This is a genomic window from Streptomyces sp. GQ60 (genome assembly GCF_059758875.1).
Genome location: NZ_JCAXEG010000001.1, coordinates 660,893 through 680,825 on the forward strand (window position 1 = coordinate 660,893; position 19,933 = coordinate 680,825).

A 19,933-nucleotide genomic window follows, 5' to 3' on the forward strand; every position below is an offset into this window, starting at 1 on the left:
GCCGGTACCGGCCGGTGCAAGGGCCAGCATGGCGGACCGGACCGGCGTCGCACATGTGATGTGCGTCAAATAAACGGAAGGGCGGACTCGTGCCGCAGCGGCGAAGTATCGCAGGCGTGTCCCCGAAATGAGTGGTTTTGGTCAAGCGCGTTGCACAAGCGTTCCCAGCCGATGTTGGTCATCGGGTCCTGACATGCGGGATAATGGCCTGGAAGCAATGTGTTCGATGCCGGGTATTAGGCGCCTGAATGGGGCCGTCGGCTGACGATGAACTGGTTTCAGGAAGGGGAACGAGCATGGCGGCCATGAAGCCGCGGACGGGCGACGGCCCGCTCGAGGTCACCAAGGAGGGGCGGGGCATCGTCATGCGCGTACCGCTCGAGGGCGGCGGTCGGCTCGTCGTCGAGCTGACTCCGGACGAGGCGGACGCCCTGGGTGACGCCCTGAAGAAGGTCGTCGGCTGATCCCCCAGGGGCGCTGACAGTACTTTCGCTGCATTCTCTGCACTGCCCCGGCCGCGATACGCGGTCGGGGCAGTGTTGTGCCCGGGACCGGTCCCGGGACCGACATCGACATCGACATCTAGGTCGAGACGACACCGCCACCGTGATCGCCGGAGCCGCGCCGTGACCTTCTCCCCGCCCGCTCCGCCCGCCTTCGCGGACTGCACGCCCCGCCAGAAGGCCGCCCGGGTCCTCACGGAGGTCCTGGCGCCGGCGAACCTGGTGGTGGCCCAGCTCCTGTTGATCGGCTGGCACAGCACCGGGTCGTGGACCGGTCTCGGCTGGGGTCTGCTCGGGGCCCTGTTCTGCGGAGTGGTACCGATCGGCATCATCCTGCTCGGAGTCCGGCGCGGCGCGCTGACCGACCAGCACATACGGGTGAGGCGCCAGCGGGTCGTACCGATGGGGCTGAGCCTGGTCTCGGTCGTCGCCGGAATCACCCTCCTGCGCGTGCTCGGCGCCCCGGCGGAGGTCCTCGCGCTCGTCGTCGCGATGCTCGTCGGTCTCGTCTCGTCGCTGCTGGTGACGGTCGGCTGGCAGATATCCATCCACATGTCGGTGGCCGGCGGCACCGTGATGGTCCTGCTGCTGGTCTTCGGGCCGGCGCTGATCCCCGCGGTGCTGATCGCCACCGGCGTGGGCTGGTCCCGGCTGGTCCTGAAGGCACACACCCCCGCGCAGCTCCTCGCCGGCACACTGCTGGGCGGTACGGCCGCGCTGACCTTCGCGCTGCTGCGCTGACCGGACCCGGACCCGGACGCGGACCCGGACGCGGACCCGGACGCGGACCCGGACCCGGCCCGAGCCGGCCCGGGTTGGCCGATGCGGCTACGCGGTCACGCCGGCGGGCTCAGCGCCGGACGGCGCACAGCAGGCCGTCGCCCACCGGGAGCAGGGCGGCCTCCAGGGCCGGGGTCTCGCGGACGGTGCGCAGCAGCTCGCGGACGCGGAGCACCTCCACCGGCTGGGCCGCGGAGTCGACCGTACGGCCGTCGGAGAAGACTCCCTCGAAGCAGACCAGGCCGCCGGGGCGCAGCAGGCGCAACGATTCAGCGAGGTAGTCGAGGGACTCGGACGGGTCCCCGTCGCAGAAGACGAGGTCGTATCCGCCGTCGGCCAGCCGGGGCAGTACGTCCAGGGCGCGGCCCGGGATGAAGCGGGCGCGGTTGCCGGCGAAGCCGGCGGCGCGGAAGGCCTGGCGGGCGAAGGCCTGCCGGTCCTGCTCGGGATCCACCGTGGTCAGGACCCCGTCGGCGCGCATTCCGTGCAGGAGGTGGATGCCGGACACGCCGGTTCCGGTGCCGATCTCGGCGACCGCTTTCGCGTCGGCGGTGGCGGCGAGCAGGCGCAGCGCGGCCCCGGTGCCGGGGGAGACGGATCGAAGTCCCGCTTCCCTGGACCGGTCGCGGGCCCATCGCAGAGCGTCGTCTTCGGCGACAAACGCGTCGGCGAACGCCCAGCTCGTCTGCCGGTTGCCGGTAATGACCCTCTCCTGTCCCCATAGTTGGCGCAACGGTGACTGTATCCGCTGGAGTCGGGAACCCGCAGATGGGACCGGGCGTTGAGAGCAGTAGAGACGCAAGAGGGGCCCGGGGCCCGGAGCCCGTGCAAAGTTACTGCAAAAAAGCTTATCCAGAGCTGACGGGAGGGGTGGCTATGGTAGGGATTCCGCTGGACACCACCAGAGCCGACAGGGGAGGTGCGGCTGCGCCTGTGGATCGTGGGGGTGTCCTCCGACGCCTCTTCTGGTCGGCCGGTGAGCCGAAATCCGTGACCAACATTGCTGACCGTTTCCGCACCGTAGACACCGCAACCACCGCGACCTTCGCCGCCGATGCGGGCTCCCAGGCGTGGACCCCTCCCTCGTGGGAGGAGATCGTCAGCACCCACAGTGCGCGGGTCTACCGCCTCGCCTACAGGCTGACGGGCAACCAGCACGACGCCGAGGACCTGACGCAGGAAGTCTTCGTCCGCGTCTTCCGCTCGCTGTCCACGTACACGCCCGGCACCTTCGAGGGCTGGCTGCACCGGATCACCACGAACCTCTTCCTGGACATGGTCCGCCGCAAGCAGCGGATCCGCTTCGACGCCCTCGCCGACGACGCCGCCGAGCGGCTGCCGAGCCGTGAGCCGTCCCCGCAGCAGGTGCTGCACGACACCCACTTCGACGCGGACGTGCAGCAGGCGCTGGACACCCTCGCGCCCGAGTTCCGCGCGGCCGTGGTGCTCTGCGACATCGAGGGCCTGTCGTACGAGGAGATCGCCGCCACGCTCGGCGTGAAGCTCGGCACCGTGCGCAGCCGTATCCACCGGGGCCGTTCGCACCTGCGCAAGGCGCTCAAGCACCGGTCTCCCGAGGCCCGCGCGGAGCAGCGCGCGCTGGCCGGTGTGGCCGTGGGTGCCCCCGGCGCCGGGGGAGAGGGCGGAGCCGAGTGAGCGGGATCAGTCCGTCCCCGTCGCCCGCCGAAGAGGCTTCCTCCGCCGAACGGCACCTGGGCGACCGGCTCGCCGCCCTCGTGGACGGGGAGTTGGGCCACGACGCGCGCGAGCGGGTGCTGGCGCACCTGGCGACGTGTCCCAAGTGCAAGGCCGAGGCGGATGCGCAGCGGCGTCTGAAGACCATGTTCGTGGAGAGCGCGCCTCCTCCGCTGTCGGCGGGGCTGCTGGCGCGGCTGCAGGGACTGCCGGGAGGCGGCTCCGAGGGCCCCTCGGGGCCCGTCGGCCCCTACGGCCCGTCGGCGGGAGCCGACCCCTTCGCGTCCTTCGGCTACGCGCCGCCCGAGGCCGCCGCCGCGCCGCCGCAGCAGGGCTTCCGGATACACGACGTGGGCCGTCAGCGGCGCCGCTTCGCGTTCGTGGCCGCAGGTGCGGTGTCGCTCGCCGCGATCGCGCTGGGCGGCTCGCTGCCGATGGAAGCGGTCGAGCCCAATGCCCGGGGCGAGGCCCCGGCCGCGCGAACGGGACCCGTGGTCCCGGTGGTCGACGCCGTGGCCCGGGAGAACCAGCTGCCGAAACCGGGCGCCGTCCCGACGCTCCGTCCGGTCGCCCCCCTCGCGGCCTCGCCGTCGCCGTCCCGCCCGACCGCCTCCGCCCGCCCGGTGTCCCTGTACCGGTAGCCGTCGGGGCCGCGCCAGGCCGCCTCGGCAGGTACGCCCGCCCGCCCCGCCGGTATGCCCGCCGGGGCGGGCGACCCGGGCAACCTGGTTGAATCTCCGCCAGACGCGCCGCCCCGGGCGGCCGGCGGAGACCGACAGGTAGGCGGGGAGCGCCCATGTCCGACAGTCAGCAGACCGATCCGGCGGCGGATCAGGTCCCCACCGTCCTGCCCCGGTGGTGGAGCCGCCCCGCGGGTCCCGTCGGCGGGCACGAGGCATCCGTACCGCCCCCGCGGTCCGCGGCGCACGCGGACGGGGATCCGGTGACCGCGCCGGCCTCCGACCCCGCCCCCGCCCCGGTGCCCCAGTGGTGGAGCCGGCCCGCGGAGCCGGTCGCCGCGCCGGGGGCACCCGTACCGCGGACCGTGCCGCAGGCGGCCGCCGGCGAGGAGCCGCGGTACGACCCCTGGGGCGCGCGGCCGCTCCAGGCGGTGGATCACGGCCGGGCCGGCCCGCGCCGGGTCAGGCTGCGCCAGGGCATCGCCCTCGGGGTCGGGATCGCCCTCCTGGCCGGCGGCATCGGCGGCTACGCCGGGGTCCTCGCCGAGCGGCAGGCCGCCACCCGCCTCGAACTCCCGCAGGCGGCCCGCGCCGACCGCGGCCGGGCTCCCGACAGCGTCGCCGGGATCGCCGCCGCCGCGCTGCCCGGCGTGGTCACCCTGCACGTCAGCGGCGCGGAGAGCAGTTCGACCGGCACCGGCTTCGTCCTCGACGGGCAGGGCCACATCCTCACCAACAACCACGTGGTCAACGGCGCCCGGACCATAACGGTCACCTTCAGCACCGGCGAGAGCGTCACCGCCGAGCTGGTCGGCGGCGACACCGGGTACGACCTGGCCGTCGTCAAGGTCGACGGGGTACGGGGCCTGCGGCCGCTCGCGCTCGGCAACTCCGAGAACGTCGAGGTCGGCGACCCGGTCGTGGCCATCGGGGCCCCCTTCGACCTCTCCAACACCGTCACCGCCGGCATCATCAGCGCCACCGGCCGCCCCATCACCGCCGGCGGCGACAAGGGCGACGGCAGCGACGTCAGCTACGTCGACGCCCTCCAGACCGACGCCCCCATCAACCCCGGCAACTCCGGCGGACCGCTCCTCGACGCCAAGGCCCAGGTCATCGGCATCAACAGCGCCATCCGCGGAGGCGACGGCAAGGACAGCTCCGGACAGCAGCGCGGCAGCGTCGGCCTCGGCTTCGCCATCCCGGTGAACCAGGGCAAGCGCGTCGCCGAGGAGCTGATGCGCACGGGCCGCGCCACCCACCCCGTCATCGGCGTCACCCTGGACATGGACTACACCGGGGACGGGGCCCGGGTGGGGGAGAAGGGCGCGGACGGGAAGCCGGCCGTCCCCGCGGGCGGCCCCGGAGCCCGCGCGGGGATCAGGCCGGGAGACGTGATCACCAAGGTCGACGCGGTACGGGTGCACGGCGGCGACGAGCTCGTGATCAAGATCCGGGCCCACCGTCCGGGCGACCGGCTCACCCTCACCGTGCTGCGCGAGGGCCGGGAGCGCACGCTGGAAGTCGTCCTCGGATCGGCGAACGGATCATGACGGGCGGGTGAAAGCAGAACCGGTCCCCTAATCAGCCGGTCCTGGTGTATTGGCCCGCGGACCCGGCCGGGTACCGTGTGACAGGCCTGACGTGAAGAGAGCCGAGGAGCGGGGCAAGGTGTTCAACGACATAGGCGCACTCGAGCTGGTCACGATCGTGGTGCTCGCCATTCTCATCTTCGGCCCGGACAAGCTGCCCAAGGTCATCCAGGACGTCACGGGCGTCATCCGGAAGATCCGGGCGTTCTCCGACAGTGCGAAGCAGGACATCCGCTCCGAGCTCGGCCCGGAATTCAAGGACTTCGAGTTCGAGGACCTGAACCCGAAGAACTTCATCCGCAAGCAGCTGACCGAGAACGAGGACCTCAAGGAGATCCGGAGCAGCTTCGATCTCCGCAAGGAACTCAACGACGTCACCGACGCGGTCAACGGCAAGGAATCCGACGCGGCCGGTGCCGTCGGCGGCGGCCTTCCCGCGGCCGCCGCGGGCGCCGGACCGGACATGGTCAAGAAGCCCGTGACCCCGGCGCAGGAGCAGCGCACGCGCTACGACGCCGACGCGACCTGACGCCACCCGGGACCACGCGCGCGCCCGCCTGCCCGGTGAACCGCGGTCGGGTGGCTATCCTCCTTTGAGTCCGGACCCAGGACGCCCGAGGGGGGTGGGCCGTTCCGGATCCCACGGAACGAGAGGCCGCTCAGATGGAGACGACGAGCAGTAGCCGGGTAGGCACGCAGCCCGCCGAGGCGCAGACGCCCGCACCCCAGGACCCTCCGCAGTCCCCGGACGCGGCAGCCCCGCCCGTCCCTGCCGCCCGCCGGGCGGCCGAGGGGTACCTGCGGGCCGACTTCCCCTGGTACGGGCTGGACGGGGCCTTCACCGGCCCCCGCTGGCTGATGCAGGTCGCCGCCGGCGCCGACGGCAGCGTGGAGCACGGCTCGACCGGTCACGGGGACGAGCCCTCCGCCCGCGGCGAGATCGCCACCGGCGAGAAGGAGCGCTTCGCGGTGGTCGTCACCGTGGCCAGCAACCCGCTGCGGCGCACCGCCGACGGCACCGGAGTCCTGGAGGCCACCTCGGTCTCCTCGGCGGCCTGGCTGGCCGGCTCGGGGCTGCTGGCCTACAGCTGGCCGGGGCAGATGGACCACAGCCTGCGCGACGACTGGCTCGACCAGCAGACCGAGGCCGCGTGGGAGCTCGCGGACGACCTCGCCGGGCCGGACTGGTCGACGCTGTCGCTGCCGGTGGACGGGGAGCCGACGGCGTTCCACTACCGCGAGTCGGAGTTCGGGTGGGTCCTCGCCGGATCGACCGGGAGCGGGGTGCACTTGGGCGCGTACGGCCGGGGGATGAGCGCGTACGGGCTCGGCTTCTCGGTGATCGAGGACCTGGCGGCGTACGAGTAGGACGCACGAACGGGCCGGTGGACGGAATTCCGTCCACCGGCCCGTTCTCGTGTGCCGGAACGTCTCGTGTCAGAACTTGTTGCGCGGGGTGATCCCCAGGGACATGCCCGCCAGGCCGCGGGCGCGGCCGCCGAGCTTGCCGGCGATGGCGCGCAGGGCCGCGCCGGCGGGGGAGTCGGGGTCGGACAGCACGACCGGGGTGCCGTCGTCGCCGCCCTCGCGCAGGCGGACGTCGATCGGGATCGAGCCCAGCACCGGCACCGCCGCGCCGACCGTCTTGGTCAGGCCGTCGGCGACCTTCTGGCCACCGCCCGAACCGAACACGTCGACCATCTCGTCGCAGTGCGGGCAGGGCAGACCCGACATGTTCTCGACGACGCCGACGATCTTCTGGTGGGTCTGCACGGCGATCGATCCGGCCCGCTCCGCGACCTCGGCGGCCGCCTGCTGCGGGGTGGTCACCACGAGGATCTCGGCGTTCGGCACGAGCTGGGCCACGGAGATCGCGATGTCGCCCGTGCCCGGCGGCAGGTCGAGCAGCAGGACGTCCAGGTCGCCCCAGTACACGTCGGCCAGGAACTGCTGGAGGGCCCGGTGCAGCATCGGACCGCGCCACACCACGGGCGCGTTGCCCGGGGTGAACATGCCGATGGAGATGACCTTCACGCCGTGCGCCGACGGCGGCATGATCATGTTCTCGACCTGGGTGGGGCGGCCCGTCACACCGAGCATGCGCGGCACGCTGTGGCCGTAGATGTCGGCGTCGACGACGCCGACCTTGAGGCCGTCGGCCGCCATCGCCGCCGCCAGGTTCACGGTGACCGAGGACTTGCCGACGCCGCCCTTGCCGGAGGCGACCGCGTAGACGCGGGTCAGCGAGCCGGGCTGGGCGAAGGGGACCTCGCGCTCGGCGGTGCCGCCGCGCAGGGTCGCCGCGAGGTCCTTGCGCTGCTCGTCGCTCATCACGTCCAGCGTGACGTCGACCGAAGTGACGCCGGGGACCCGCTGCACGGCCTCGGTGACCAGGCTGGTGATGGTCTCGCGCATGGGGCAGCCCGACACGGTCAGGAACACGGTGACGGCGACCTCGCCGCCGTCACCGATCTCCACCGATTTGACCATGCCCAGCTCGGTGATCGGCCGGTGGATCTCGGGGTCGTTCACCGTCGCCAGCGCGTCCAGGATCGCGTCCTGTTCGGGCAAGGCAGCGGCGGAGGCGGAGCTTGTGTCGGTAGCCATGCCCCGATGGTACGGCGCGGTGGCGGGCCTCAGGAAAGCCCGCTAGCGGTCGCCTTCGTCACTCTCCGCGGGGAATAGCCGCCGCTCGTCCATCTCTTTGATCAGATCCTGGAACTCCGAGCGGATCCAGTCGCGCGTGGCGACCTCCCCCAGACCCATCCGCAGGGCCGCGATCTCCCGGGTCAGGTACTCGGTGTCGGCCATCGAGCGCTCGTTCTGCTTGCGGTCCTGCTCCAGGTTGACCCGGTCCCGGTCGTCCTGCCGGTTCTGCGCCAGGAGGATCAGCGGGGCCGCGTAGGAGGCCTGCAGCGACAGCATCAGGGTCAGGAAGATGAAGGGGTACTCGTCCCAGCGCAGGTCGGCCGGCGCGAAGATGTTCCAGAGCACCCAGATGATGATGACGACGGTCATCCATACGATGAACCGGCCCGTGCCGAGGAACCGCGCGACCCGCTCCGAGAGCCGCCCGAAGGCCTCCGGGTCGTACTCGGGCAGCAGCCGACGCCGGGCCGGGCGCGGCAGATCCAGGCGCGTGCGCGAGCGGGACAGTGCGCTCGCGCCCGTCGACTGGCCGGCTTTCGCCCGCTCGCCGCGCTCGAAAGAAGAACGTTCCGCCCGCTCGGCGGCCGCCTCCGCCAGCCCGTGCTCGCGGGCCTGCGTCCGCGCCTGCTCGCGCCGTTCCCGGATCTGCTCCCTGCGCCGCTCGCGCGGCTGCTCGCCGCGCCCCCGTTCAGTCCCCACGGAGGGCCCCTTCCGCACGCTCGGAATCCTCGGGACCCCCGGGGCCCTCCGAATGGAAGTCCGTCTCCCGCCAGTCGTCCGGCAGCAGGTGGTCCAGTACGTCGTCCACGGTGACCGCGCCCAGCAGCGAGCCGCTCTCGTCGACGACCGGGACCGCGACCATGTTGTACGCGGCCAGGTAGCTGGTCACCACCGGCAGCGAGGCGTCCGGCCGCAGCGGTGCCAGGCCGGTGTCCACGATCGAGCTGACCAGGGTGAACGGCGGATCGCGCAGCAGCCGCTGGAAGTGCACCGTGCCCAGGTACTTGCCCGTCGGCGTCTCGTCCGGCGGCCGGCAGACGTACACCTGCGCCGCCAGCGCCGGTGACAGGTCCGACTGCCGTACGCGGGCCAGCGCGTCGGCGACCGTCGCGTCGGGCCGCAGCACGATCGGCTCCGTGGTCATCAGACCGCCCGCGGTGTTCTCCTCGTACGACAGCAGGCGCCGCACGTCGGCGGCGTCGTCGGGCCGCATCAGCGTCAGCAGCCGCTCCTTGTCGTCCTCCGGCAGCTCCGAGAGCAGGTCGGCCGCGTCGTCCGGGTCCATCGCCTCGAGGACGTCGGCCGCGCGCTCCTCCTTCAGCTTCCCGAGGATCTCCACCTGCTCGTCCTCGGGCAGCTCCTCCATGACGTCCGCGAGCCGGTCGTCGTCGAGGGCGCTCGCCACCTCGGCGCGCCGCTTCGGCGTCAGGTGGTGCAGGACGTTCGCCACGTCCGCGGGACGCATCTGCTCGAAGGTCGCGACCAGGTTCTCGGCGCCCTGCCCGTGCTCCTCAAGCGAGAAGCCCGTCACCGCCGACCACTCCACGGTCAGGGTCTCGCCGCGCCGCCGCAGCGCGCCCGACTTGCCCTTCCGTACGAAGATCCGGTCGATCTCCCAGTCACGGCGGGCCGGAAGCTGCTGGATGGCCACGTCCAGGACGGTGACCTCCTCGTCGTCCGCGACCAGGCGCACCCGCCGGTCCAGCAGCTCGCCGAGGATCAGCCGCTCGGTGGGGCGCTGCTCGAAGCGCCGCATGTTGACCACGCCCGTGGTGATCACCTGGCCGGACTCGACGCCCGTCACCCGGGTCATGGGCAGGAAGATCCGGCGCCGGCTGACGACCTCGACCACCAGGCCGAGCAGCCGGGGCGGCCGGCCGCCCACGCGGAGCATCGCGACGAGGTCGCGCACCCGGCCCACCTGGTCGCCGTTGGGGTCGAAGACGGGCACACCCGACAGATGCGAGACGAAGATCCGTGGGGCGCCTGCCGCCATCCGAGCGCCTCCTACGAGCTGCGTCATCCGTCGATCACCGGTACTGCCGTCCCTCAGGTTAGCCCGTACCGCACACAACCTCCTGGTGGGGCCGTCCGCCCGGGCATCCCCCGTGATCCGCCGGCGCCGGGGGAGTGCCCGCGCGGCCTCCGCACGCGCGTCCCCACGAGCTGCGCGCGGGCGCCGCGCGGAGCCCCGGTGACGGGCGGGTACGCTGCCAGCTGCTCGCCGACGCAACGAGAGGGGCACCCGCCCGTGACCGCCTATTTCCCCGCCCTGCGGCTGCGCCGGGCCGCCTTCGTCAGTGCCCTGTGCGCGGGCCTGGCCGTCGTCGGCACGGGGTGCGGGGCGGATCCCGACGAGGGGACGAACGGGGTCGGCAAGCTGTCCGCCGACCAGATCGAGGACAAGGCGAAGACGGCCGTCACCGGGGCACGGTCGGTCCACCTCTCCGGCACGCTCGTCAGCGGCGGCAAATCCTTCACCCTGGACATGCGGCTGGGGGCGGACGGCGGCTCCGGCGAGGTCAAGTCCCAGGACGACAGCACCTTCCAGCTGCTGCGGGTCGGCGAGCAGCTCTACCTCAAGGCGAGCGCCGCGTTCTGGGGCCAGTCCGAGGCGGCCGGCAAGCTCGGCGACAAGTTCGTCAAGGTGCCCGAGGGCGACCCCTCCTACAAGCAGTTCCGCGGATTCACCGACATGCAGGTCATGCTCGACGGGCTGCTCGGGCTGGAGGGGAAGCTCACCAAGGGCGAGGACTACACCAAGGTCGGGCCCACCCGGGCCGTCCAGGTCTCGGCGGACCAGGGCAAGGGCGGCAAACTCTCCGTCTCCCTGGAGGGCACCCCCTACCCGCTCCTCATGGAACGCGCGGGCGGCGCCGGCCGGGTGACCCTCGCGGAATGGGGCAAGCCGGTCGAGCTGACCGCGCCCGCGCCGGACCAGACGGTGGACTACGGTTCCGAGCTGCCCACGACCAAGGAGCAGGCGGGCGGCTCCGGCCAGGGCGCGAACCCGCAGGGCTGACCGGCGGCTCCGGAGGCGGCCTAGCGGGCCGCCTTCTTCCGCTTCAGCAGCAGCTTCGGCAGCCCGGCCGGGATGGGCCGGCGGGTCGTCGCCGGGGAGCCCAGGGGAGCCGCCGCGAGGGAACCCTCGGGGAGGGTGGCCCGGACCGACTCCGGCTCCAGGCGCAGCAGCCGGCACTCGCGCGCCCAGCGCTCGGTCATCTCGGCGGAGTCGGGCGCGTTGAGCCGCTTGCCCTTGAGCTCGGCCGCCGCGGCCTCCCAGGGCTCGCTGCCGGGCACGAGCTCGCGTACGGTCGCCGTCCACGCGACGAGCCGGCCGCCCTTGTCCTTGCTGCGCACGGTCACCTCGGCCGCCGCCCCGTCCGCGAGCCCCGGGAACGGCTGCTCCCCGGGCCCGTCGCCGAGCACGTGCGCCGCGCCGTCCACCCAGGCGTGCCACAGGCCGCGGTCGGCCCCGGAGCCGCGGACCCAGATGAGGCCGGACTTCTTGGTGGCCTCCTCGACGAGGGCCAGATCGAGCGCGCTGAGAGTCATGCGCACAGGGTAGCCAGCGCCCCCCGCCCCCTCACAGCCAGCCGTTCCGGCGCAGGGCCCGGTGGATGGTGAAGCAGGTCCCGGCGATGGCGACCATCACCATCGGATAGCCGTAGCGCCACTGGAGCTCCGGCATGTGCTCGAAGTTCATCCCGTACACGCCGCAGATCATCGTGGGCACGGCGATGATCGCCGCCCAGGAGGTGATCTTGCGCATGTCCTCGTTCTGCGCGACGGTCGCCTGCGCCAGGTTGGCCTGGAGGATGGAGTTCAGCAGCTCGTCGAAGCCGACGACCTGCTCGTGCACGCGGGCCAGGTGGTCGGCGACGTCCCGGAAGTACTTCTGGATGTCGGGGTCCACCAGCCGCATCGGACGCTCGCTGAGCAGCTCCATGGGGCGCAGCAGCGGGGAGACGGCCCGCTTGAACTCCAGCACCTCGCGCTTGAGCTGGTAGATGCGGCCCGCGTCGCCGCCGCGCGCACTGCCTTTGGCGGGGGCGGCGAAGACCTCGCTCTCCACCTCGTCGATGTCGTCCTGGACGGCCGCGGCGACGGCGATGTACCCGTCGACCACGTGGTCGGCGAGGGAGTGCAGGACGGCGGACGGGCCTTTGGCGAGGAGCGCCGGGTCGTCCTGGAGGCGGTGGCGCAGGCCTTTGAGCGAGCCGTGGCCGCCGTGCCGGACGGTGATGACGAAGTCGGGGCCGGTGAAGCACATCACCTCGCCGGTCTCCACCACCTCGCTGGTGGCGGTGAGTTCGGTGTGCTCGACGTAGTGGATCGTCTTGAAGACGGTGAAGAGGGTGTCGTCGTAGCGCTCCAGCTTCGGCCGCTGGTGCGCGTGCACTGCGTCCTCCACGGCGAGCGGGTGCAGTCCGAACACGGCGGCGATCCCGGCGAACTCGGCTTCGGTCGGCTCGTGCAGGCCGATCCACGCGAAACCGCCGTCCTCGCGGACCTCGCGCAGCGCCTCACGGGGCGTCAGGCAGGAGGCCCCCTGCGCGCGCCCGTCGCGCCGCCCGTCGCGGTAGACGGCGCAGTCGACCACCGCGCTGTTGGCGGACGGGTCGCGGGTGGTGTCGTAGCCGGGCTGTGCCGGGGTGGACCTGCGCAGCGCGGGGCGGACGGCGGCACGGAGGTAGGGCAGCATCGACATGGCAGGCTCCTTCGCGCGCACGGCTGCGGACCGTACGGGTGGGAGGTCCTTCCGGATGGCGCGCCCGCCCGGTCGGCGGTCCGGGCGGGCAGGCGGAAGGATCAGGACGGGAGGACACAGTTCTTCCGTCGCTCTTCGACCGATCCGACGTGTCGATTCAAAGACGCGCGGATCAAAGGGCGCGCGGCGCGCCCGTCGGTGAAGGGGAAGAGCGATGGGTACCGCACGTACTGTGCGATCGACTTCGATGCACCGCAGCCCCACCTCCTCCGGCCGGTCCCCCGTAAGGGACGTCCTGTCGCCGGGGCACTGAAACTTCTCTTCTGAGAGCGTCCCCGACCAGCGGTCAACGATATCAGCCGACGGATGGTCAAGAGCCGCTCTTTACCCGGCTGATACGAGTTCTATGCTCGCTCCATGGCAGAAATTCTGGCCCTTGTGGAAGCCCGGCTGCGCGCCGCCCTCGGCGAACCCGACGCACGCGCCGCCGTGACCTTCCTGGGCACCGACCGCTTCGAGGTCCTCCGCTTCACCGAGGGCGACCTCGTGCGGTACGCGACCCTCGGCATGTCCGCCCAGCCGATGACCGACCCGACGGCGGTGGTCGCCGATCCGGTCCGCGGCCCGCGCGCGGAGCTCGTCCTGACCGTACGGGGCGGGCTCGCCCCCACCGACAGGCTGCTGCGGCCGCTGGCCGTGCTGGCGGCGTCGCCCCAGGTGGAAGGACTCATCGTGGCGCCCGGCGCCTCACTGGACGTGGGCGAACCGCTGTGGGACGGGGCGCCGTTCACCTCCGTGCTCGTGGCGGAGCCCGGCGGCCTGGTGGAGGACCTCGAACTGGACGACCCCATGGACCCCGTCTCCTTCTTCCCCCTCCTGCCGATGACGGCGAACGAGGCCGCGTGGAAGCGGGTCCACGGAGCGGCCGCCCTGCAGGAACGCTGGCTCGCGCGCGGGACGGATCTGCGGGACCCTCTGCGTACGGCAGTCGCACTGGACTGAGCATCCGGCCGCCGCCGGGCCGCCCGGCCGCCCGGACGGGTGATCGCATCTTGACGGCGCGCGCGGCGGGGAGGAGCGTGGCTTCCTATGAGGGGCGAACCGAGTTGCCCGAAGTGTGGTGGCCGGGTCAGGGCGCCCGGTCTTTTCGCCGACTCCTGGCAGTGCGCGGTGCACGGTACCGTCCATCCCCTGCAGCCCGTGATCCCGCCGAGCGTCGAAGGCCTGGGCGTGGTGGTGAACCGGGCGCAGGTACCGGTCTGGATGCCCTGGCCGCTGCCCGTCGGGTGGCTGTTCACCGGGATCGCCTCCGCCGGTGACGACCGCAACGGCGGCCGGGCCACGGCCGTGGCCTGCTCGGGTCCCGGCCCGCTGGGCGGCATCGGGGAGCTGCTGCTGGTCGCCGAGGAGCTGGGCGTCGGCCTGGGCGCGCGGTTCGCGGGCCTCGACGCCCCCGACCCGGGCCGCTACATGGACGTCTCCGCCCCGCCGCACGCCAAGGTGGTCGCCGCAGGGCGCCCCACGCCGCTCTGGCACGTCACCGGCGTCCCCGAGGACCGGGCCGTCTTCGCCGGGGAGGCGCGCGGGCTGTGGCTGTGGGCGATCGTCTGGCCGGAGCAGTCGGGCCTGCTGATGTACGACGAGCTGGTCCTGACGGACCTGCGCGACGCGGGAGCCGAGGTGGAGCTGCTGCCCTGCGGAGCCCTGAGCCCCCGCATTCTGTCCTCTTGACGCGCAGCTCGCGCGGCTCGGCCCTGGCGGGCCTCCCCGGCTTCGCGGCGCTGCGCCGGACTCCGTCCGGCGGTTCCGGGCCCGGGCCGCCCCGGCGGCGCTCCGGGGGCCCGCGCCGGGAAAAGCGGACGGTATCCTGGAGTGTCCCCCGTCCGCGTGTGAACCCTGGAGTCCGGCTGTGCGCATCGATCTGCACGCCCACTCCACGGCCTCGGACGGTACGGACACCCCCGCCGAGCTGGTGCGCAACGCCGCCGGTGCGGGGCTCGACGTGGTGGCGCTGACCGACCACGACACCGTCGCCGGCTACCACGAAGCCATCGCCGCGCTGCCCCAGGGGCTGACCCTGGTCACCGGCGCCGAGCTGAGCTGCCGTCTCGACGGCATCGGCGTGCACATGCTGGCGTACCTCTTCGACCCCGAGGAGCCCGAGCTCTTCCGGGAGCGGGAGCTCGTACGCGACGACCGGACCCCGCGCGCGCAGGCCATGATCGGCAAGCTGCGGGGCCTCGGGGTGGAGATCACCTGGGAGCAGGTGGCCCGGATCGCCGGTGAGGGCTCCGTGGGGCGCCCGCACATCGCGGCCGTGCTCGTCGAGCTGGGCGTCGTGCGCACCGTGTCGGACGCGTTCACCGCGGACTGGCTCGCCGACGGCGGCCGCGCGTACGCCGAGAAGCACGAGCTCGACCCCTTCGACGCGATCCGCCTGGTCAAGGCGGCCGGCGGGGTCACCGTCTTCGCCCACCCCGGCGCCGTCAAGCGCGGCACCTGCGTGCCCGAGAGCGCGATAGCCGCCCTCGCCTCGGCCGGCCTCGACGGCATCGAGGTCGACCACATGGACCACGACGACGCCACCCGCGCGCGCCTGCGCGGCCTGGCCGGCGACCTCGGTCTGCTGACCACCGGGTCCAGCGACTACCACGGCAGCCGCAAGACCTGCCGTCTCGGGGAGTACACGACCGACCCCGAGATCTACGGCGAGATCACCCGCCGTGCCACCGGGGCGTTCCCGGTTCCCGGCGCCGGTGGACGCGTACGCGGCTGACGACTGCCGCCGCCCCTCCCGCTCCGCCGCCCCCTTTTCGTGACACCCCTCTCCTGCAAGGCATCACTGTGCTCGATTTCGCCGTCTTCGGATCCCTCTTTCTCACGCTTTTTGTGATTATGGACCCTCCGGGGATCACGCCCATCTTCCTCGCGCTGACCTCCGGCCGCCCCGCCAAGGTGCAGCGCCGCATGGCCTGGCAGGCCGTCTGCGTCGCCTTCGGCGTCATCGCCGTCTTCGGTCTCTGCGGCCAGCAGATCCTCGACTACCTGCACGTCTCCGTGCCCGCCCTGATGATCGCGGGCGGGCTGCTGCTCCTGCTCATCGCCCTCGACCTGCTCACCGGCAAGACCGACGAGCCGAAGCAGACCAAGGACGTGAACGTCGCGCTCGTCCCGCTCGGGATGCCGCTGCTGGCCGGGCCCGGCGCGATCGTCTCGGTGATCCTGGCCGTGCAGAAGGCCGACGGGGTCACCGGTCAGTTCTCGGTATGGGCCGCGATCGTCGCGATGCACATCGTGCTGTGGGTGGTGATGCGCTATTCGCTCGTCATCATCCGTGTCATCAAGGACGGCGGCGTGGTCCTCGTGACGCGCCTGGCGGGCATGATGCTCTCCGCGATCGCGGTCCAGCAGATCATCAACGGTGTGCTCCAGGTGATCGAGGCCGCGTAGCCCCACCCGCCGCGCATGCGAACGCCCCCGCACCGGGATCGGTGCGGGGGCGTTCGGAGTATGCGGCGCCGGGCGCCGGGCGTCGGGTGGACGCGGTGGGGGTTGGACGCGGTCAGTTGGACACGGTCTCAGCCGGTCGGATCAGGATGCGCTGGCCGACGGCCGCGGCCTGCTGCACGATCCGGTTGACGGAGGCCGCGTCCACGACGGTGCTGTCCACGGCAGATCCGTCGACGTCGTCCAGGCGCAGAATCTCGAAGCGCATGGGGCTTCTCCCTTCGTCAGTGTTTCTCCTTGTACAGGGTTAACGAAGTGTAAGCCGCAAACATTCCCTACGCTAAGGAAATTTTTTCCTTGTCTAACTACTAACGGGTCTCGGAGGCGTCAGAGGCCGCTTCGGCAGCCCTCCAGAACGCCGCCAGCGCCGCCGCCGTGGCCGCCGGATCCTCGGCGTTCGGAGAGTGTTCCGTCCCCGGGATCACCACCCGCGCCGCGCCCAGCCGGTGCGCCATCGCGTCCATCTCCGACACCGGCCACACCGGGTCCGACTCCCCGGACAGCACCAGCTTCGCCAGCCCCGGCGCCGCTGCGACGAGCTCGTCGATCCGGTCCGGCTCCTCGATCAGAGCCCGGCCGGTGACCATCAGCTGCTCGGGGGCGGTCCCCAGCCAGCGTGCGCGCAGGAAGGCCGCGAGGGTGGGGTCCTCGGGGGGCGCGTCGCGCGGATCCATGGCGCGCATGGCCGCCCAGATGCCCGGCATGTCGTCGCCCATCGCCTCCAGCGCCGAGATCAGCAGCTTCGTACGGCCCTGCTGGTCCGCGCAGACCGCGCCCGGGCCGCTGCTCAGCAAGGTGAGGCTGGCGTACGGGGCCGGGTCCCGCACCACGGCCGCCCGGACGATCAGCCCGCCCAGCGAATGCCCGAGCAGGTGCACCGGACCGGCCGCGCCCAGGGCGGCGGTCTGCGCGAGGACGTCCCGCGCCAGTTCCGCCAGGGCGTACGGGCCCTGCGTGCGCGGGCCGCCGCTCTCGTGCTGGCCCCTGCCGTCCACGGCGACCACCCGGTATCCGGCGGCGGTCAGCGGCCCGAGGAGGCCGAGGAAGTCCTCCTTGCTGCCGGTGTAGCCGGGCACCAGCAGGGCGGTGGCGCGGGCCGGCCCGGCGGGCACGGCTTCGTGCACGGCGAACTCGCCACGGTCCGTGGCCAGGCGGTACGCGCGGGCTGCGGGCGGGAGCGTGAGGGTCGGCGGCTTGCTCATGGCCCGAGGTTACCGGCCCGTACGCCCGTACGGGAGCTTCATCCGGCCCCGGGTACGCCGATGGCCCCGGCCTCGAAAGGGGACCGGGGCCATCGGCAGGGCGTTACGCCTCCGGGGTCTCCACCGCGGCGACGGCCTTGCGGGTCCGCGTGCGCTTCGGCTTGGCCGGAGCCTCCTCGGCCGGAGCGGCGGCCTCGGCGGCCGGAGCCTCCGGGGCGGCGGCGGCGACCTTGCGGGTGCGGGTGCGCTTCGGCTTGACCGGAGCCTCCTCCGCCACCGGAGCGGCGGCTTCGGCGACGACCTCGGCGGCCGGGGCGGCAGCGGCGACCTTGCGGGTCCGCGTGCGCTTCGGCTTGACCGGGGCCTCCTCGGCGACCACGGCCGGGGCGACGACGGCCGGAGCGACCGGAGCCTCGACCACGGCGGCCTGGGCGACGACCTCGGCCACCGGGGCGGCGGCCGGAGCGGCCGCGGCCTTGCGGGGGGCGCGGGCACGCGGGGCGCTGTTCCGGGGGGCGCTGGTGCGCGGGGCGCGGACCGGCTCCACCATCGGGGCCATCTGGAAGTCGGGCTCGGGCTCCACGACGAAGGGGGCCAGCGGTTCCAGAGCCGTCGCGGGGGCGACGAAGGTGGCGGCCGGAGCGGCCGACCGGGTCCGGCGACGACGCGGCTTGCGGGCCTCGTCGGCGGCCGGAGCCTCCGGAGCCTGGACCGCCGCCGCCGCCGCGGCGGGCGCGGCGACAGGGGTGACCGGCGTGACCGGAGCCGCCTCGGTGGTCACCGGGGTCAGGAGCTCGGCGCCCTGGTCCGAGCCGCCACGGGTGCGGCGGCGCTGGCGCGGGGTACGGGCGGGACGCTCCTCGGCGACCGGGGCGGCGGCACCGCGGCCACCGTCACGTCCACCGTCACGTCCACCGTCGCGAGCGGCATCGCGGCCACGGTCGCGGCCACCGTCACGACCGCTGTCACGTCCACCGTCGCGGCCGCCACGGCCACCGCGGCCGCCGGTCTCGCCCAGGTCTTCCAGGTTCTCGGCGTTCAGGCCGGCCCGCGTGCGCTCGGCGCGCGGCAGGACGCCCTTGGTGCCGGCCGGGATGTTCATCAGCTCGTACAGGTGCGGGGACGTGGAGTACGTCTCCACCGGGTCGTGGAAGTCCAGCTCCAGCGCCTTGTTGATCAGCTGCCAGCGCGGGATGTCATCCCAGTCGACCAGGGTGACGGCGATGCCCTTCTTGCCCGCGCGGCCGGTGCGGCCCACACGGTGCAGGAAGGTCTTCTCGTCCTCGGGCGTCTGGTAGTTGATGACGTGGGTGACACCCTCGACATCGATACCGCGCGCGGCGACGTCGGTGCAGACCAGCACGTCGACCTTGCCGTTGCGGAAGGCGCGCAGCGCCTGCTCGCGGGCGCCCTGGCCCAGGTCGCCGTGGACGGCGCCGGAGGCGAAGCCGCGCTTCTCGAGCTGCTCGGCGATGTCGGCCGCCGTGCGCTTGGTGCGGCAGAAGATCATGGCGAGCCCGCGGCCTTCGGCCTGCAGGATGCGGGAGACGAGCTCCGGCTTGTCCATGTTGTGCGCACGGAAGACGTGCTGCGTGGTGTTGGCGACGGTCGCGCCCTCGCCGTCCTCGGAGACGGCGCGGATGTGCGTCGGCTGCGTCATGTACCGGCGGGCCAGTCCGATGACCGCACCCGGCATGGTCGCCGAGAACAGCATCGTCTGACGCTTGGCCGGCAGGTAGCTCATGATGCGCTCGACATCGGGCAGGAAGCCCAGGTCGAGCATTTCGTCGGCCTCGTCGAGGACGAGGGCCTTGACCTTGGAGAGGTCGAGCTTCTTCTGCCCGGCCAGGTCGAGCAGGCGGCCCGGGGTGCCGACGATGACGTCGACGCCCTTCTTGAGCGCCTCGACCTGCGGCTCGTACGCGCGGCCGCCGTATATGGCGAGGACGCGGACGTTGCGGACCTTGCCCGCGGTGAGGAGGTCGTTGGTGACCTGGGTGCAGAGCTCGCGGGTCGGAACCACCACGAGGGCCTGCGGGGCGTCGGTGAGCTGATCCGGCGTGGAACGGCCGGCCTCGACGTCAGCGGGGACGACGACGCGCTCCAGCAGGGGGAGGCCGAAACCGAGCGTCTTGCCGGTACCGGTCTTGGCCTGGCCGATGACGTCCGTGCCGGACATGGCGACGGGGAGGGTCATCTCCTGGATCGGGAAGGGGGACACAATGCCGACGGCCTCAAGGGCTTCGGCCGTCTCGGGAAAGATCCCGAGGTCTCGGAACGTAGTCAGGGTGCTGCCTCTTCTGTGAGACGCGGCGCGAGGCGGCGAAGGGGGTCGTACCGTGCCGGGCTTGCAGTACTACTACGTACGTACGAAGCTGCGCGGGACCACGAGCCATCGCTCAGGCGCTTTATGCCGCTGAGGGGGCCCCTCGTGGGACGCGGTACGTATGAACGTACGCATCACGCCGAGGGCGGTCGGGTGGAGCCGATCGGGCCACCGACCGGGCATCCTCATTCGGATGGCCCGCCGAGTGTTCGGCAGGCGCATTACCACTGTACCCCGGAATCTCGCAGCTGTGTCGGGTGAATTCACCAGGTAGGCGCGTTTACGTGG

21 protein-coding genes are annotated in these 19,933 nt (G+C 72.5%); 12 read left to right on the forward strand and 9 right to left on the reverse strand.

Annotated features, from left to right (window positions below):
- Nucleotides 1-296: 296 nt before the first annotated feature.
- Both AC6CKD_RS03120 and AC6CKD_RS03125 read left to right on the forward strand, forming a co-directional pair.
- Complete coding sequence (locus AC6CKD_RS03120) at nt 297-464, forward strand: DUF3117 domain-containing protein (RefSeq protein ID WP_003966491.1); 168 nt, start codon at nt 297-299, stop codon at nt 462-464.
- A gap of 162 nt (nt 465-626) precedes the next feature.
- Nucleotides 627-1,244 (forward strand): phosphatase PAP2 family protein, encoded by a 618-nt coding sequence (locus tag AC6CKD_RS03125; protein ID WP_498324947.1) that lies wholly within the window; start codon nt 627-629, stop codon nt 1,242-1,244.
- A 109-nt stretch (nt 1,245-1,353) separates the two neighbouring features.
- On the opposite strand, the gene AC6CKD_RS03130 is transcribed toward AC6CKD_RS03125, so the two are convergent.
- On the reverse strand, nt 1,354-2,016 hold the full coding sequence (locus tag AC6CKD_RS03130; protein ID WP_498324948.1) for an O-methyltransferase: 663 nt from the start codon (nt 2,014-2,016) through the stop codon (nt 1,354-1,356).
- A 143-nt stretch (nt 2,017-2,159) separates the two neighbouring features.
- Here AC6CKD_RS03130 and sigE point away from each other — a divergent pair, with 143 nt between their 5' ends.
- The 5 genes from sigE (at nt 2,160) to AC6CKD_RS03155 (ending at nt 6,618) form a co-directional block, all read left to right on the forward strand.
- Nucleotides 2,160-2,939: an RNA polymerase sigma factor SigE gene (sigE, locus tag AC6CKD_RS03135; protein WP_243335949.1), complete on the forward strand. Its 780-nt coding sequence runs from the start codon at nt 2,160-2,162 to the stop codon at nt 2,937-2,939.
- Nucleotides 2,936-3,619 carry an anti-sigma factor family protein gene (locus AC6CKD_RS03140; RefSeq protein WP_498324949.1) on the forward strand — a complete coding sequence of 228 codons (684 nt, stop codon included), beginning with the start codon at nt 2,936-2,938 and terminating at the stop codon, nt 3,617-3,619. Before sigE ends, AC6CKD_RS03140 begins: the two co-directional genes overlap by 4 nt.
- Nucleotides 3,620-3,774: 155 nt before the next feature.
- Nucleotides 3,775-5,211 carry a S1C family serine protease gene (locus AC6CKD_RS03145; protein WP_498324950.1) on the forward strand — a complete coding sequence of 479 codons (1,437 nt, stop codon included), beginning with the start codon at nt 3,775-3,777 and terminating at the stop codon, nt 5,209-5,211.
- 118 nt (nt 5,212-5,329) lie between these two features.
- A complete protein-coding gene (locus AC6CKD_RS03150; RefSeq protein ID WP_498325424.1) occupies nt 5,330-5,779 on the forward strand; it encodes a sec-independent translocase in 450 nt (149 codons plus the stop codon).
- Nucleotides 5,780-5,913: 134 nt separating this feature from the next.
- Nucleotides 5,914-6,618 (forward strand): hypothetical protein, encoded by a 705-nt coding sequence (locus tag AC6CKD_RS03155; protein ID WP_498324952.1) that lies wholly within the window; start codon nt 5,914-5,916, stop codon nt 6,616-6,618.
- A 69-nt stretch (nt 6,619-6,687) separates the two neighbouring features.
- Here AC6CKD_RS03155 and AC6CKD_RS03160 read toward each other — a convergent pair whose 3' ends face one another.
- The 3 genes from AC6CKD_RS03160 to AC6CKD_RS03170 form a co-directional block, all read right to left on the reverse strand.
- A complete protein-coding gene (locus AC6CKD_RS03160) occupies nt 6,688-7,857 on the reverse strand; it encodes an Mrp/NBP35 family ATP-binding protein (protein ID WP_498324953.1) in 1,170 nt (389 codons plus the stop codon).
- Between the two features lie 42 nt (nt 7,858-7,899).
- Nucleotides 7,900-8,406, reverse strand: a complete 507-nt coding sequence (locus tag AC6CKD_RS03165) for a DUF1003 domain-containing protein (RefSeq protein WP_498325426.1) — start codon at nt 8,404-8,406, stop codon at nt 7,900-7,902.
- A gap of 181 nt (nt 8,407-8,587) precedes the next feature.
- Nucleotides 8,588-9,895: a magnesium transporter MgtE N-terminal domain-containing protein gene (locus AC6CKD_RS03170; RefSeq protein WP_385370209.1), complete on the reverse strand. Its 1,308-nt coding sequence runs from the start codon at nt 9,893-9,895 to the stop codon at nt 8,588-8,590.
- Between the two features lie 255 nt (nt 9,896-10,150).
- Between AC6CKD_RS03170 and AC6CKD_RS03175 the strand changes: the two genes are divergently transcribed.
- A complete protein-coding gene (locus AC6CKD_RS03175) occupies nt 10,151-10,921 on the forward strand; it encodes a hypothetical protein (protein WP_498324954.1) in 771 nt (256 codons plus the stop codon).
- A 20-nt stretch (nt 10,922-10,941) separates the two neighbouring features.
- Here AC6CKD_RS03175 and AC6CKD_RS03180 read toward each other — a convergent pair whose 3' ends face one another.
- Nucleotides 10,942-11,454 (reverse strand): hypothetical protein, encoded by a 513-nt coding sequence (locus AC6CKD_RS03180; RefSeq protein WP_498324955.1) that lies wholly within the window; start codon nt 11,452-11,454, stop codon nt 10,942-10,944.
- A gap of 31 nt (nt 11,455-11,485) precedes the next feature.
- Entirely contained in the window at nt 11,486-12,610 is a 1,125-nt protein-coding gene (locus AC6CKD_RS03185) for a magnesium and cobalt transport protein CorA (RefSeq protein WP_498324956.1), read from the reverse strand.
- 417 nt (nt 12,611-13,027) lie between these two features.
- Here AC6CKD_RS03185 and AC6CKD_RS03190 point away from each other — a divergent pair, with 417 nt between their 5' ends.
- From AC6CKD_RS03190 to AC6CKD_RS03205, 4 genes are all read left to right on the forward strand, one after another.
- Nucleotides 13,028-13,612, forward strand: a complete 585-nt coding sequence (locus tag AC6CKD_RS03190; protein ID WP_498324957.1) for a suppressor of fused domain protein — start codon at nt 13,028-13,030, stop codon at nt 13,610-13,612.
- A gap of 87 nt (nt 13,613-13,699) precedes the next feature.
- Entirely contained in the window at nt 13,700-14,341 is a 642-nt protein-coding gene (locus AC6CKD_RS03195; RefSeq protein ID WP_498324958.1) for a DUF6758 family protein, read from the forward strand.
- A 178-nt stretch (nt 14,342-14,519) separates the two neighbouring features.
- A complete protein-coding gene (locus AC6CKD_RS03200) occupies nt 14,520-15,386 on the forward strand; it encodes a PHP domain-containing protein (protein ID WP_498324959.1) in 867 nt (288 codons plus the stop codon).
- Between the two features lie 68 nt (nt 15,387-15,454).
- Complete coding sequence (locus tag AC6CKD_RS03205) at nt 15,455-16,060, forward strand: MarC family protein (protein ID WP_498324960.1); 606 nt, start codon at nt 15,455-15,457, stop codon at nt 16,058-16,060.
- Nucleotides 16,061-16,172: 112 nt separating this feature from the next.
- Here the strand turns inward: AC6CKD_RS03205 and AC6CKD_RS03210 are convergent, their stop codons facing one another.
- The 3 genes from AC6CKD_RS03210 to AC6CKD_RS03220 form a co-directional block, all read right to left on the reverse strand.
- Nucleotides 16,173-16,325 (reverse strand): DUF8834 family protein, encoded by a 153-nt coding sequence (locus AC6CKD_RS03210; protein WP_243335969.1) that lies wholly within the window; start codon nt 16,323-16,325, stop codon nt 16,173-16,175.
- A gap of 100 nt (nt 16,326-16,425) precedes the next feature.
- Complete coding sequence (locus AC6CKD_RS03215; protein WP_498324962.1) at nt 16,426-17,319, reverse strand: alpha/beta fold hydrolase; 894 nt, start codon at nt 17,317-17,319, stop codon at nt 16,426-16,428.
- Nucleotides 17,320-17,422: 103 nt separating this feature from the next.
- Complete coding sequence (locus AC6CKD_RS03220) at nt 17,423-19,516, reverse strand: DEAD/DEAH box helicase (protein WP_498324963.1); 2,094 nt, start codon at nt 19,514-19,516, stop codon at nt 17,423-17,425.
- Between the last annotated feature and the right edge of the window lie 417 nt (nt 19,517-19,933).

What these genes read in the sequence shown, in the direction of transcription:
- AC6CKD_RS03120 (WP_003966491.1), top strand. Translation starts at nt 297, where the DNA reads ATGGCGGCCATGAAGCCGCGGACGGGCGACGGCCCGCTCGAGGTCACC.
- sigE (WP_243335949.1), top strand. Translation starts at nt 2,160, where the DNA reads ATGGTAGGGATTCCGCTGGACACCACCAGAGCCGACAGGGGAGGTGCG.
- AC6CKD_RS03145 (WP_498324950.1), top strand. Translation starts at nt 3,775, where the DNA reads ATGTCCGACAGTCAGCAGACCGATCCGGCGGCGGATCAGGTCCCCACC.
- AC6CKD_RS03155 (WP_498324952.1), top strand. Translation starts at nt 5,914, where the DNA reads ATGGAGACGACGAGCAGTAGCCGGGTAGGCACGCAGCCCGCCGAGGCG.
- AC6CKD_RS03160 (WP_498324953.1), bottom strand. Translation starts at nt 7,857, where the DNA reads ATGGCTACCGACACAAGCTCCGCCTCCGCCGCTGCCTTGCCCGAACAG.
- AC6CKD_RS03170 (WP_385370209.1), bottom strand. Translation starts at nt 9,895, where the DNA reads ATGGCGGCAGGCGCCCCACGGATCTTCGTCTCGCATCTGTCGGGTGTG.
- AC6CKD_RS03180 (WP_498324955.1), bottom strand. Translation starts at nt 11,454, where the DNA reads ATGACTCTCAGCGCGCTCGATCTGGCCCTCGTCGAGGAGGCCACCAAG.
- AC6CKD_RS03185 (WP_498324956.1), bottom strand. Translation starts at nt 12,610, where the DNA reads ATGTCGATGCTGCCCTACCTCCGTGCCGCCGTCCGCCCCGCGCTGCGC.
- AC6CKD_RS03190 (WP_498324957.1), top strand. Translation starts at nt 13,028, where the DNA reads ATGGCAGAAATTCTGGCCCTTGTGGAAGCCCGGCTGCGCGCCGCCCTC.
- AC6CKD_RS03195 (WP_498324958.1), top strand. Translation starts at nt 13,700, where the DNA reads ATGAGGGGCGAACCGAGTTGCCCGAAGTGTGGTGGCCGGGTCAGGGCG.
- AC6CKD_RS03210 (WP_243335969.1), bottom strand. Translation starts at nt 16,325, where the DNA reads ATGCGCTTCGAGATTCTGCGCCTGGACGACGTCGACGGATCTGCCGTG.
- AC6CKD_RS03215 (WP_498324962.1), bottom strand. Translation starts at nt 17,319, where the DNA reads ATGAGCAAGCCGCCGACCCTCACGCTCCCGCCCGCAGCCCGCGCGTAC.
- AC6CKD_RS03220 (WP_498324963.1), bottom strand. Translation starts at nt 19,516, where the DNA reads ATGACCCTCCCCGTCGCCATGTCCGGCACGGACGTCATCGGCCAGGCC.